Annotated in this window: 11 protein-coding genes and 1 pseudogene; 9 read left to right on the forward strand and 3 right to left on the reverse strand. The window is 40.2% G+C overall.

Annotation, left to right across the window (positions count from 1 at the left end):
* Window positions 1-86 precede the first annotated feature (86 nt).
* The 4 genes from argC (at window position 87) to argH (ending at window position 4,599) form a co-directional block, all read left to right on the forward strand.
* Window positions 87-1,091, forward strand: coding sequence for an N-acetyl-gamma-glutamyl-phosphate reductase (gene argC / locus ACLPIE_RS18605; protein ID WP_430263203.1), 1,005 nt, complete (start codon window positions 87-89; stop codon window positions 1,089-1,091).
* Between the two features lie 12 nt (window positions 1,092-1,103).
* Entirely contained in the window at window positions 1,104-1,880 is a 777-nt protein-coding gene (gene argB / locus ACLPIE_RS18610) for an acetylglutamate kinase (RefSeq protein ID WP_430263204.1), read from the forward strand.
* 43 nt (window positions 1,881-1,923) lie between these two features.
* Window positions 1,924-3,144: an argininosuccinate synthase gene (locus ACLPIE_RS18615; protein ID WP_430263206.1), complete on the forward strand. Its 1,221-nt coding sequence runs from the start codon at window positions 1,924-1,926 to the stop codon at window positions 3,142-3,144.
* Between the two features lie 78 nt (window positions 3,145-3,222).
* Window positions 3,223-4,599: an argininosuccinate lyase gene (argH, locus tag ACLPIE_RS18620; RefSeq protein WP_430263207.1), complete on the forward strand. Its 1,377-nt coding sequence runs from the start codon at window positions 3,223-3,225 to the stop codon at window positions 4,597-4,599.
* A 63-nt stretch (window positions 4,600-4,662) separates the two neighbouring features.
* On the opposite strand, the gene ACLPIE_RS18625 is transcribed toward argH, so the two are convergent.
* On the reverse strand, window positions 4,663-5,016 hold the full coding sequence (locus ACLPIE_RS18625) for a hypothetical protein (RefSeq protein ID WP_430263208.1): 354 nt from the start codon (window positions 5,014-5,016) through the stop codon (window positions 4,663-4,665).
* A gap of 1,119 nt (window positions 5,017-6,135) precedes the next feature.
* On the opposite strand from ACLPIE_RS18625, the gene oxyR reads away from it, so the two are divergent.
* On the forward strand, window positions 6,136-7,041 hold the full coding sequence (gene oxyR, locus ACLPIE_RS18630) for a DNA-binding transcriptional regulator OxyR (RefSeq protein ID WP_430263209.1): 906 nt from the start codon (window positions 6,136-6,138) through the stop codon (window positions 7,039-7,041).
* A 78-nt stretch (window positions 7,042-7,119) separates the two neighbouring features.
* On the opposite strand, the gene sthA is transcribed toward oxyR, so the two are convergent.
* Complete coding sequence (gene sthA, locus ACLPIE_RS18635) at window positions 7,120-8,517, reverse strand: Si-specific NAD(P)(+) transhydrogenase (protein ID WP_430263210.1); 1,398 nt, start codon at window positions 8,515-8,517, stop codon at window positions 7,120-7,122.
* Between the two features lie 364 nt (window positions 8,518-8,881).
* Between sthA and fabR the strand changes: the two genes are divergently transcribed.
* Window positions 8,882-9,538 carry an HTH-type transcriptional repressor FabR gene (gene fabR / locus ACLPIE_RS18640; protein ID WP_004265350.1) on the forward strand — a complete coding sequence of 219 codons (657 nt, stop codon included), beginning with the start codon at window positions 8,882-8,884 and terminating at the stop codon, window positions 9,536-9,538.
* A 12-nt stretch (window positions 9,539-9,550) separates the two neighbouring features.
* Window positions 9,551-9,940: a YijD family membrane protein gene (locus tag ACLPIE_RS18645; RefSeq protein WP_430263212.1), complete on the forward strand. Its 390-nt coding sequence runs from the start codon at window positions 9,551-9,553 to the stop codon at window positions 9,938-9,940.
* A gap of 64 nt (window positions 9,941-10,004) precedes the next feature.
* On the opposite strand, the gene trmA is transcribed toward ACLPIE_RS18645, so the two are convergent.
* Window positions 10,005-11,102: a tRNA (uridine(54)-C5)-methyltransferase TrmA gene (gene trmA, locus ACLPIE_RS18650; protein WP_430263213.1), complete on the reverse strand. Its 1,098-nt coding sequence runs from the start codon at window positions 11,100-11,102 to the stop codon at window positions 10,005-10,007.
* Between the two features lie 282 nt (window positions 11,103-11,384).
* Here trmA and ACLPIE_RS18655 point away from each other — a divergent pair.
* Together ACLPIE_RS18655 and murI are read left to right on the forward strand one after the other, a co-directional pair.
* A pseudogene (locus ACLPIE_RS18655) lies at window positions 11,385-13,045 on the forward strand (TonB-dependent receptor domain-containing protein).
* A complete protein-coding gene (gene murI / locus ACLPIE_RS18660) occupies window positions 12,990-13,853 on the forward strand; it encodes a glutamate racemase (RefSeq protein WP_430263215.1) in 864 nt (287 codons plus the stop codon). The pseudogene ACLPIE_RS18655 and the gene murI overlap by 56 nt, the downstream one beginning before the upstream one ends.
* Window positions 13,854-14,141: the final 288 nt, after the last annotated feature.

Below are 14,141 nucleotides of genomic sequence, written 5' to 3' on the forward strand. Positions count from 1 at the left end.
CCATAATAGTATCAATATTCATGCACTTTATTTGAATAAAAATACACATTAAACTGTTTGGGTCACGAGTACAAGGTAGAAAACATATGTTGAACACACTCATTATCGGGGCCAGTGGTTATACTGGAGCAGAATTAGCCGCTTATTTGCAACGCCATCCTGAAATTAATATTCAAGGATTGATGGTATCGAAGCAAAGTGCTGATGCAAATAAACGTTTTTCTGATTTACATCCTCAGTATAAAGGTATCATCGACCTTCCTGTCCTGCCATTAACCGATGTGGCAGAAGTGGCGAAAGGTATTGATATTGTCTTTCTTGCCACGGCACATGAAGTGAGCCACGACATTGCGCCTCAGTTTCTTGATGCGGGTTGTGTTGTTTTCGACTTATCGGGCGCTTATCGTGTTCAAGATCCTGCGTTTTATACGCAATACTATGGTTTTGAACATACAAATATCGAATGGTTAATGCAAGCGGTTTACGGTTTGGCGGAGTGGCAAGCTGATAAAATTCGCCAAGCGCAGCTTATCGCAGTGCCCGGATGTTACCCTACGGTCTCTCAGTTAGCGCTGAAACCTTTGATAGAGGCAAAATTATTAGATGAAAGTATGTGGCCGGTGATTAATGCCACTAGTGGTGTTTCTGGTGCCGGTCGTAAAGCATCAATGACCAATAGCTTTTGTGAAGTGAGCTTACAACCTTATGGTATTTTCACTCACCGTCATCAACCTGAGATCGCCACTCATTTAGGTAGAGATGTCATTTTTACACCCCATTTAGGCAATTTTTCACGGGGAATATTGGCGACTATTACTTGTAAAGTTAAAGCTGGCGTGAGTGCAGAACAAATCGGTCAAACATTCAAAGAGGCTTACCAAGATAAACCGTTAGTGCGTTTGTATGAAAAAGGTATTCCTGCATTAAAGTCTGTTGTCGGTACGCCATTTTGTGATATTGGCTATGTATTGAAAGGTGAGCACCTGATTTTAGTCGGTACAGAAGATAACCTACTCAAAGGTGCCGCAGCACAAGCGGTTCAGTGCATGAATATTCGTTTTGGTTTTAATGAAACTCAGTCATTACTTTAATAAGGACAACCCATGCAACCCTTAGTCATTAAATTAGGTGGAGTGCTACTCGATAGCGTTGAGGCGCTGGAAAAATTATTTACGGCAATCGAAACCTATCGCCAAGTGCACCAACGCGAGCTGGTGATCGTTCATGGTGGTGGCTGTTTAGTCGATGAATTAATGCACAAATTGCAACTTCCCGTGGTGAAGAAACAAGGTCTGCGTGTCACGCCTGCTGATCAAATCGATATTATTACAGGTGCATTAGCGGGAACTGCAAATAAAACCTTATTAGCATGGGCGATAAAGCATCAGTTGCCTGCTGTTGGTTTGTCTCTTGGTGATGGTAAAAGCGTAACCGTCACTCAGTTAAATGAAGAACTTGGGCATGTTGGAAACGCAAAACCAGGTGATGCTAAATTATTAAAATTACTGTTAAGTGCGGGTTATTTACCCATTATTAGCTCTATCGGAATGACTTCGGAAGGTGAGCTGATGAACGTGAATGCGGATCAAGCGGCAACGGCCATTGCCCAAGTTTTAAATGCAGATCTCGTTTTACTGTCTGATGTGAGTGGCATTTTAGACGGTAAAGGTCAAAAAATTGATGAAATGACAACACAGAAAGCACAAAAGCTAATTGAGCAGGGAATTATCACTGATGGAATGATTGTGAAAGTGAATGCGGCACTAGACGCAGCCACCACTTTACAACGTTCGGTCGATATTGCTAGCTGGCGTCATGCAGAACAACTCCAAGAGCTGTTTAATGGAACAGCTATCGGAACTCGGATCTTGGCATCGTAATCGAGCCATATACATATAAATTCATTGAGCGAGTAGGTACGTTATGAAAAAGGGCATTAAAAAAATCGTATTAGCATATTCAGGTGGACTCGATACATCAGCAATCATTCCTTGGCTGAAAGAAAACTACGATGACTGTGAAGTGGTTGCGTTTGTTGCTGACGTAGGCCAAGACAGAGAAGACTTAGTCGGTGTTGAAAAAAAAGCCTTACAATCTGGTGCATCAGAGTGCTATGTCGTCGATTTACGTGAAGAATTTATCAAAGAATACATCTACCCAGTATTAAAAACGGGTGCATTATATGAAGGCAGCTACTTATTAGGTACATCAATGGCTCGTCCTATCATTGCGAAAGCACAAGTTGAAATTGCTCTAAAAGTGGGAGCTGATGCTGTTGCTCATGGTGCTACGGGTAAGGGTAATGACCAAGTACGTTTCGAAAGTACTTATACGGCTCTAGCGCCACAACTAAAAGTAGTTGCGCCGTGGCGTGAGTGGGATTTACGTTCCCGTGAAGCGCTGCTCGATTACTTGAAAGAGCGTAATATTCCAACGACCGCTAGCCTTGAAAAAATTTATAGCCGTGACGAAAACGCATGGCATATTTCTACCGAGGGTGGTGTATTAGAGAGTACATGGAATGCTGCAAACCAAGATTGCTGGGTGTGGACGGTTGATCCTCAAGATGCACCCGATGAAGCAGAACTGGTGACTGTAGGCGTTAAACACGGCGAAGTCGTTTCTGTAAATGGCAAAACACTGTCTCCACTCGGTTGTTTAGAAGCATTAAACACGCTAGGTGCAAAACACGGTGTGGGTCGTATCGACATTGTTGAAAACCGTTTAGTGGGTATGAAATCCCGTGGTTGCTATGAAACCCCTGGCGGCACCATTATGATGGCGGCTCTGCGTGGTATCGAACAACTGGTTCTTGACCGTGATAGCTACAAATGGCGTGAACAACTGGGCTTAGAAATGTCATATGTTGTCTATGATGGGCGTTGGTTCGCACCATTACGTCATTCATTACAGGCTGCTGCAGAGTCATTAGCGCAAGATGTAACGGGTGAAGTCGTGCTGAAACTGTATAAAGGCCAAGTGACAGCGATTCAGAAAAAAGCTGATAAGAGCTTGTATTCAGAAGAGTTTGCGACATTTGGTGAAGATGAAGTTTACGATCACAGCCATGCGGGTGGATTTATTCGTCTTTACTCACTGTCTTCACGTATCCGTGCGCTGAAAGAACAAAACAAAGCGAAGTAAGCAAAACCGGTAGTCGCCCGACAGCCATGTGTGCTGTCGGGAGAAAAACTTATTTTATCAATCAAGTAGGAATTAGTTATGGCACTTTGGGGTGGACGTTTTAGTCAGCAAGCGGATCAGCGGTTCAAACAGTTTAATGATTCATTGCGTTTCGATTATCGCTTGGCACAGCAAGACATTATCGGTTCAGTCGCATGGTCAAAATCACTGGTAACAGTTGGCGTGCTGACTGATAGCGAACAACAGTCTTTAGAGCAAGCGCTGAATGCATTGTTAAAAGAAGTGCAGAATAACCCTGAAATTGTGCTGCAAAGCGATGCAGAGGATATTCACAGTTGGGTCGAAGGTAAACTGATTGATAAAGTGGGTGATTTAGGCAAAAAGCTACACACTGGTCGTAGCCGTAACGACCAAGTCGCTACAGACTTAAAACTATGGTGTAAAGATCAAGTCGCCTTATTGCTTGAAGCCGTAGCAGAATTACAAAGAGCATTAGTGGTCACGGCGGAAAATAATCAAGATGCGGTCATGCCGGGCTATACCCATTTGCAACGTGCTCAGCCGGTGACATTTGCCCACTGGTGCTTAGCATACAGCGAAATGCTCGCACGTGATGAAAGCCGTTTGCAAGATACGTTAAAACGTTTGGATGTCAGTCCATTAGGGTGTGGTGCATTGGCTGGTACAGCGTACGATATTGACCGCGAACAGCTAGCTTCTTGGTTAGGTTTTGCATCGGCAACCCGTAATAGTCTTGATACTGTTTCTGATAGAGACCACGTCCTCGAACTGTTATCTGATGCAAGTATTGGTATGGTGCACTTATCGCGTTTCGCTGAGGATTTAATTTTCTTTAATAGCGGAGAAGCGGGCTTTGTTGAGTTATCGGATAAAGTGACATCGGGCTCATCATTAATGCCACAAAAGAAAAACCCTGATGCATTGGAGTTAATCCGTGGAAAATGTGGTCGTGTTCAAGGGGCTCTAACCGGCATGATGATGACTCTCAAAGGATTGCCTCTTGCGTATAACAAAGATATGCAAGAAGACAAAGAAGGCTTATTCGATGCATTAGATACTTGGTTAGATTGTATGCATATGGCTGCATTGGTTCTTGATGGTATTCAAATTCGTCGCAGTCGCTGTGAAGATGCCGCTAAACAAGGTTATGCAAACGCCACTGAACTGGCTGATTACTTAGTCGCAAAGGGGGTCCCATTCCGTGAGGCTCACCATATTGTGGGAGAAGCGGTTGTTACTGCAATTGCTCAAGGTAAAGCGCTAGAGGAAATGCCATTAAGCGATCTGCAAAAATTCAGTGAAACAATTCAATTAGATGTGTATGAGGTTCTATCGTTGCAATCATGTCTAGATAAGCGGCTCGCAAAAGGTGGGGTCTCTCAGAAACAAGTAGCGAAAGCGATTGTGGAAGCTAAAAATCGATTGGGACTGTGATAGGTAGTTGAAGGTTAAATGGGGGGTAGCATGGCTACCCCAATTCCCATAACGTGTTTCTGATTAAATATAATTAATCGTCAGCATTCCCATCTGTTCGTTCTGATTCATCCAATTATATGAATACTCGTTTCTACCACCATTGATGACGCTCCAACCTTGGGTATTTGTCACATTATTTAAGTCGATTTTATTAGCAACCATATCCGACTGGCTATTTAAGCAGTTCATTGTGAGATACTTTTCATTAACTTCATTGAAGCACGGTGGAAATACAACGGCACCAGAAAATTGAATAATACCAGTTTGTTCGTTGTTGCTGGCATTCGCACTCATTGATGCAAAAGAGGTTATAAGCAATAAGCTTGCTAATGAACAACTACCTGATTTTTTTAATATTGATAGTAATTTTTTCATAATAGAATCCCATCATTGATTTTTAGTTAATCAACTTGCTGTATGTTTAAATTGAAGGTGTTATATATTAATTAAAAGTAATGATTCTTAATTAATATTTATTATTGTCTTGATGGAATTAAGTATAATAAAAAAGTGCCGAAAATGTATGAATCCAAAAAAATGAAATGTTTAAAAATATGAAGATAACGTACGTGACCACTTTAGTTTATTAAATTACATTATTGATTTTCATTAGCGAGATAATTCAAAAAATTTCTATTTTTGTACTGTATTGCAGTTTTATTCATCATTGATGTGGTTTTGGTTGGCTTGTTCCTCTAGAAGATAGAGGAAGTTATGAGCTTGTAATCATTTGGGGCGTGAATTTAACAGAAACAGGCTGTGATTTTAAATTTATTTTTATATAATTTTTTACAAAGTTTAATGGTTAATGAAAGTAAGCGTAACAAAAAGTTTCAATGGAGGGAGTGAATATAAGTTTATTTAGTTAACTGATTAACACTTAGATAGTATTAAATTAAATAAGAACAAATATATTAACGCTTAATATGAGTAATTTGAGCATGGGGCCTTTATTAGAACCTTTTTTGAAGTGCTCTTTCTTATCTATAATGAATATTTGTACTCTGTAATAGAAAATCAGCAGTTTAAATATTAATTATTTTGTATTAAAATCCGATAATGTGGTCATTTCAGTGATATCCACCAAAAGTAAAAATAAGGTTAAACTCAGTAATTTAATACTTCAAGTCAGCTATTGTTTACATTTTTCTTAAAAAGAATGACTTAGCATGCTTTGCATGTCCAATAATAAAACATGGATTTATCTATTGCATGGGGGCTTATTATAGCGCTCAGCTAGTGTTTTATGTTGAACTATATATAGTTAACAATGTTAATTGTCGATTAATTGGTATCGACATCATTTGGATAAATATGGGATTTATTTTATTTCAAAATATTTCAATTTATTTCTTTTTATTGCGCTAAACTGTAAGTAAAGTCAGATTTATCGATATTTGTTAATTTATCAATAGATAAAACAAAATAATATCGATATAGTGATTGGTATTATCTATCTTTGGTTTGACAAAGAATTCAGGAAAGGAAAAAAATATGAATATTCGAGATTTAGAGTACCTCGTTGCACTAGCCGAACATAAACATTTTAGACGCGCCGCGGATTCTTGTCATGTCAGCCAACCAACTCTTAGTGGGCAAATTCGTAAATTAGAAGAAGAGCTGGGCGTTATGCTATTAGAAAGAACGAGCCGTAAAGTTCTTTTTACCCAGCAGGGTTTATTATTGGTAGAGCAGGCTCGAACTATTCTAAGAGAGATTAAGGTGCTACAGGAAATGGCGGCTTTGCAAGGGGAAAGTATGTCTGGACCATTGCACATTGGGTTGATCCCAACCGTTGCTCCGTACCTCTTGCCGCACATTATTCCTCAGTTACACCAAGCACACCCTAAACTGGAAATTTACTTACATGAAGCGCAAACTCAGCAATTACTGGCACAGTTAGATAGTGGTAAATTAGACTGTGCAATTCTTGCGGAAGTAAAAGAAACAGCTCCTTTTATTGTCGTTCCTTTATTTGAAGAACCAATGAAACTCGCAATCTATGAGAGTCACCCATGGCATGATCGCGATACCATTGAAATGGGGGAACTATCAGGTGAAAAGCTATTAATGCTAGAAGATGGTCACTGCTTACGTGATCAAGCGATGGGGTTTTGCTTCCAAGCGGGTGCTAAAGAAGATACGCATTTTAGAGCCACTAGTTTAGAAACGCTACGAAATATGGTTGCAGCAGGTAGTGGGATTACATTATTACCGGATTTATCTGTGCCTAATGAATCTTGTCGTGATGGTGTTTGTTATTTGAATTGTATTGAGCCAGAACCAAAACGTACTATTGTTCTTGTTTATCGTCCAGGGTCTCCATTAAGAGGCCGCTATGAACAATTAGCAGAAACTATATATAATTCAATGGATAATTATTATAAAAACCGTATTTAGGAATAAAACGGAATAAAGGCTATTGGATAAAAAGATATGATGGTTGCCAAAGAAACTAGCAACCATCAATTCACTCTATTAAAATAAGCGGTTTAAGCCATTTAATGCGGCTACACGGAAAGCTTCAGCCATAGTTGGGTAATTGAATGTCGTATTGACGAAATATTCAATGGTATTACCTTCACCTTTTTGTTCCATGATAGCTTGGCCAATATGAATAATTTCTGCGGCTCTTTCACCAAAACAGTGAATACCTAATATCTGTAATGTTTCTCGGTGGAATAAGATTTTTAAGCTGCCGACATTCATTCCTGCAATTTGCGCCCGGGCTAAATGTTTAAACTGTGCTCGCCCAACTTCATAAGGCACTTTCATTGCCGTCAATTCTTGTTCCGTTTTGCCAACTGAACTGATTTCAGGAATGGTATAAATCCCTGTAGGAATATCATCAACTAAATGTGCGTCACCTAAGCTACCGTCAATAGCACGAGCTGCAATTCGACCTTGGTCATAAGCTGCTGATGCTAAGCTTGGATAGCCAATGACATCACCAACAGCATAAATATGTTCATTGGTGGTACGGTAAGCTTTATTAACTTTAACCAATCCTCGTCCATCGGCTTCGATACCTACATTGGCAAGCCCTAAACCGTCAGTATTCCCCGTTCTTCCATTGGCATACAGTAAGCAGTCCGCTTTGACTTTTTTGCCAGACTTCAGATGAACGATGACGCCATCATCTAAGCCCTCAATTTTTTCATATTCTTCATTATGGCGAATAACGACACCACTATTCCAAAAATGATAGGACAAGGCATCTGACATTTCTTGGTCAAGAAAGGCTAAGAGATGATCTCGGGTATTGATTAAATCAACTTTAACCCCTAATCCACGAAAAATAGAGGCGTATTCACAGCCTATTACACCAGCACCATAAATAATGACGTGGCGAGGCTCATGTGTCAGGTTGAGGATCGTATCACTGTTATAAATTCGCGAATGGTTGAAATCAACATCAGAAGGGCTGTATGGACGAGAGCCTGTAGCAATCACGATTTTATCTGCGCTTAAGACATCGCAACTTCCGTCTGCATAACGAACACTCACATGTTGCTCATCAATGAAAGTGGCCTCACCAGAAAACATTTGGCATCCATTTCGCTCATAAAACCCTTGGCGCATACGAGTTTGTTGGCTAATGACCGTTTCAGCGTGCCTGAGTATTTCAGAAAAAGAAGAGCTTAACCTGCGGGAGTTATCACTATAAAGAGGGTTTTGGTTAAATTCGATAATACGACTCACAGCATGGCGGAGGGCTTTCGAGGGTATAGTCCCCCAATGGGTACAGCCACCGCCGACATTATTATAACGTTCTATAACAGCAACGTTCATTCCTTGTTTCACCAGCCCCATGGCGGCACCTTCACCACCAGGACCAGAACCAATGACTATTGCATCAAAATGGGTAAGTTGCATGAGGTAAGACCTGTTTTAATACGAAGTGACTACATTATAGTAACATCAGTTGCTTCCTTAACCTAATTTCTCCATTGTCTGTATATTTATAAGCCATTTTTTGTTTTGTTATCGCCTTAGAGAAAGAGAAAAGGGCTAAATGCATTTTTGGTGAAGCTATTTTTTTTCGTTCGGGTAGGGTGTAGAGAAGAAAACAAGGCAATTTCTGCATGATAAGGTGGCAAGCTAAATTCTGAAAATAGCTAATTTGTAATAAGAGTTGATTTTTCTGTGAAACAGATGAATAAATTTCAGGTATGCTAGAGGATGGTGGCTGTCTTTAATTAATTCATTAACGTTTTATTACATAGAAATTAGGAACACCGTGAGCAACACTATTGGCGTTAGAGCAAAACAAAAAGAAAAAACTCGGCGTTCACTCGTCGAAGCCGCATTTAGCCAATTAAGCGCTGAGCGGAGTTTCACTAGCCTCAGTTTACGTGAAGTGGCAAGGGAAGCGGGGATCGCACCGACTTCATTTTATCGTCATTTCAAAGACGTTGATGAACTTGGACTAACAATGGTTGACGAGAGTGGTTTGATGCTACGCCAGCTGATGCGTCAAGCAAGACAGCGTATTGCAAAAGGCGGGAGTGTGATCCGTACATCAGTCTCAACTTTTATGGAATTTATTGGTAATAACCCCAATGCCTTTAGGTTATTATTGCGGGAGCGTTCAGGGACATCTGCTGAATTTCGTGCTGCGGTAGCGAGAGAAATTCAACATTTTATTGCAGAACTCGCGGATTACCTTGAATTAGAAAGCCGCATGCCGCGTCATTTCACCGAAATGCAAGCGGAAGCAATGGTAACAATCGTATTTAGTGCAGGTGCAGAAGCGCTAGATATTGATGAAGAAAAACGTAGAAATCTTGAAGAACGGTTGGTATTACAGCTACGCATGATCGCAAAAGGCGCCTATTACTGGTACCGCCGTGAGCAGGAAAAACAGAATCAAACTGACCCAGACCTTACCAAATAATAAGGAGAATCAATGACGGATCAAAAAAGTTATGAAAGAAGTACATTACTGCTGGCATTTGTGATCGGGCTTGCGACGCATGGGACTTTCTCTACGCTGTTTAACTCATTAGTCGACTTCTCTTTCTTCCCGATTTTGACACTAATACTGGCTGCTTATTGTCTACATCAGCGTTATTTACATCAAGCCATGCCAATAGGATTGCCAAAATTTGTTGTAGGTAGCTTTTTTATTGGCTTATTTGGTTATGCTGCGATTTTACGTGTGCAAAATCCAGAAATCGGCTCGAATTTTATTCCTTCGACCATTATTGTGATTTTAGCATTGTGGATGTATGCCAGTTGGAAAGCACGTAAAAAAGAGCAACATGAATTAGCGTTGGAACAAGAAGTTGAAAACTAAATGTTAATTTATGTAGTAAAAAACGCCGTTATTTCTTGAAAATCGGCGTTTTTTTATAGGGCTCTTAACGGCGAGAGAGCAGCACACCGCTTTCCATATGATGGGTATATGGGAATTGGTCAAATAAGGCTAATTTTTCTATTTTGTGAGTTTTCGATAGCTCAACAAGGTTATCGCATAATGTTTCAGGATTACACGAAATATAAAGGATATGCTCGTAACCTTGCACTAATTTAACGGTTTCTTTATCTAATCCGCTTCGTGGTGGATCAACAAAAATGGTATTACATTGATAATCTGCAAGCGAAATACCTTCAAGACGCCTAAATTCACGAGCACCTTGCATTGCTTGGGTAAAATCTTCCGCTGACATTCGGATAATCTGCACGTTTTCAATGCGATTGGCTTCTATATTATATTGCGCAGCGGCAACAGAGGGTTTAGCAATTTCAGTGGCTAATACACGCTTGAAATTTTGGGCTAATGCCAATGAAAAGTTACCATTGCCACAATAGAGTTCTAGGAGATCGCCAGTTGAGTTTCTTGTCGCGCCAATTGCCCACTCCAACATCTTTATATTGACCTGTGCATTGGGCTGCGTAAAACTATTTTCGACTTGTCGATAAACCATATTTTTACCCTTTACAGGCAATACTTCATCAACATAGTCATTATCCAACATGATTTTTGTTTTTGATGCTCGGCCAATTAACTGCACATCAAAGCCTTTTTCAACCAAAATTGCTTTTAACGCTGTCGCCTCTGTTATCCATTCCTCCCCTAGCTTTTTATGATAAAGCAGCGAAACAATCAGTTTATTACTCAATGTCGATAAATAATCGATTTGGAATAACTTGTGACGCAACAATTCATTTTGTTTAAGCAAGGGCAGCAATGTCGCCATCATGTCATTAATTAACTGACTAGCGACAGGAAATTGGTCGACACGGAGCCTTTCTTTGGTTTCCTTATCAAACATAATATGAAATAAATCATCATCATCATGCCAGACGCGGAATTCAGCGCGCATCCGGTAATGCGATTTCGGTGATGAGAATATTTCAGGTTCAGGTGCGTGAAAAGGGGCCATCATAGCCTTTAAACGGTCAGTTTTTTCTGCGAGTTGCAGTTCGTAGTTTTCTGTATGCAACGTATTTGGCATGTTTGGCCCCATAAGACAGTAAAAAATTCATATCAGGAGCGAAATTGTAGGGAATGCGGCACAGATGTCCAGTTTTCATTATCCATTCATAGACACCCTTTACTATTCCACATAGGATAATAAACTGTGGTTTTAGGGAATTTGGTGTGAATCCAAGACTGACGCGCAACGGTAAAAGTCCGATACCTACCACATATCTAATCGCTTCGTTGAATATTCGCGCGGATCTTATATTCAACCTCGCGGAATGTTAATTGAATTGATTTTCCGAGTGTAATCATAATGAATAATAAAAAGTTGCTGCCATTATTGGCTACTGCTGTGGTAGTGGTGTGTAGTATTTCTTCTCTGGCAAGTGCAAATGCAAACAATAAGCCTGATCAAGTCGTAGTGTCAGCAAACCGCTTTGAACAGCCCATTTCATCTATATTAGCGCCAGTGACCGTTGTTACCCGTGAAGATATTGATCATTGGCAGTCCAATACCGTGATTGATGTATTAAGACGTCTGCCTGGAGTGGATATTGCACAAAATGGGGGAATGGGACAATTGAGCTCTCTCTTTATTAGGGGAACAGAATCACGCCATGTTTTGGTTTTAATCGATGGTGTTCGTCTTAATCAGGCGGGAATTTCTGGTTCTTCAGATATGAGCCAAATCCCAATCTCGCTAGTGCAGCGTATTGAATATATTCGCGGGGCTCGCTCAGCCGTTTATGGTTCTGATGCTATTGGTGGTGTAGTGAATATTATTACTCGCCGTGATAACGATGGCACAACTTTAAATGCAGGTATTGGTTCACATAGTTATCAAAACTATAACGGTTCAACGCAGCAAAAAATTGGCGAAAACACCACTGTAACTGCTGCGGGGGCATATACCCATACAAAAGGGTTCGATTTAGCACCAAAAGAAGTGAGCCCAAGACAATATGATAAAGATGGTTTCTTGAGTAAGTCATTGTGGTTAGGCGTTGAACATCAATTGTCTTCAGAGATATTAGCATATGCAAGGGCGTACGGTTATGACAATCGCACTAGTTATGATGTTTCTGAGTATGCGGGTTTAAGTGTTGATACACGTAAACTCTATAGTCGTACTTATGAGACGGGATTTAAATATCATCAAGGAAAATATTCTTCATCATTGATGGGAAGCTATGGTTATTCGAAAGATTATAATTTTGATCCTAGAAAAGGACAATATGCTGACTCATCAAACCTTGATGAGTCCAAACAATACAATATTCAATGGGGTAATAGTTACCAACTAGAAAAAGGTAGTATTAGTGCAGGGGTTGATTATCAACGCCAAATTTAACACAGCTATATGCGTATTCTTCATCGGTATACGGAACAACAATTGGTAATCCGAATTTGAAGCCAGAGGAAAGTAAACAATGGGAGATTGGGATTGAGGGGACGACTGGGCCACTATTTTGGCAGCTGAATGCATACCACAATGACATTGATAATCTGATTGCATCATATAAATCAGATAAATCAATTACTTCTTATGAGAATATCGGTAAAGCTGAGATTAAGGGAGTTGAATGGGTTGGTGAATTCGATACAGGTGTTTTTCATCATCAACTTACTTATCAATATGTTGATCCTAGAAACAAAAAAACAGATAAGGTTCTTGAACGACGCGCTAAACAGCAAGTTAAATATCAACTGGATTGGGCTATAGATAAAGTAGATATGGGATTAACCTATCAATATATAGGTTCTCGTTATGATAATGATTATAGCGAATGGCCTTCTAGACCAGTAAAACTTGGCGGCGTTAGCCTTTGGGATCTCACTGCCGCATATCCAATCACTTCACATCTCACAATTCGTGGTAAAATAGCTAATATGTTCGATAAAGACTATGAGACCGCGTATGGTTATCGCACCGCTGGAAGAGAATATTTCCTTACAGGAAGCTACAACTTCTGATAACAACTTATCTGTTCGCCCGACCATTCTAGTATTTGACTCTGGAGTGGGCGGGTTATCTGTCTATCGTGAAGTCAAAAAATTGATCCCAAATGCGCACTATATCTACGCATTTGATAATGAAGCCTTCCCTTATGGTGACAAAAGTGAAGAGTTTATTATTGACAGGGTCTATCAAATCATAAAATCAATATCCGAAAAGCATCCTTTAACGATCGTTATTATTGCTTGTAACACGGCAAGTACAGTCAGCCTTCCTAACTTAAGGGCACATTTCTCCTTTCCTGTTGTCGGCGTAGTTCCCGCAATTAAGCCTGCAACCAAATTAACACGTAATGGTGTGGTTGGTTTACTAGCGACAAAGGGAACGGTTAATCGCGAATACACTAAAGAACTGATTGAACGGTTTGCAACAGATTGTAAAGTCATTTCATTGGGTTCTGCGGAACTCGTGCAACTCGCAGAAAGAAAGTTGCATGGGGAAACCTTACCACTAGATGAAGTCGCTCACACAGTCCGGTCATGGATACGTATGCCTGAGCCGCCTGATACGGTAATTTTAGGATGTACCCATTTCCCACTATTAATAGAAGAACTCGGAAAAGTTCTACCAGATGGTACAAGGTTTATTGATTCGGGCTCTGCAATAGCAAGAAGAACGCTTTGGTTGATCAACAACCAAGCGGAAGTGACGAATTCTGACGAAGAGGACTTCGCATATTGCTTATTAATGGATGGTAACGTAAAAGACTTACAACCTGTTCTTGAGTCTGAAGGGTTTAAAACGCTGCAAAAACTAGCTATTTAAGTCAAATTCGATGGAAAGCTGAGCGAACGAAAAAAAATATTAAAAAAAGGGTTGCCAGATTTTTCTGACCCCCTATAATGCGCCACCACTGACTGGGAACAAGACAACGCAAAGCGCGATGAACACTGAAACGGCAGCGAGAGATTCTGAAAAGAAAAAGCAAAAAAATGCTTGACTCTCACAGAGGAACGCGTAATATACGCCACCTCGCGACAACGACCTAAGTTAATAAAAACTGAGTCGAATTTCCAAAAGAAATGTCGCAACGCTCTTTAACAATTTATCAGA

This window comes from Providencia sp. Me31A (assembly GCF_050487165.1).
Lineage (GTDB): Bacteria > Pseudomonadota > Gammaproteobacteria > Enterobacterales > Enterobacteriaceae > Providencia.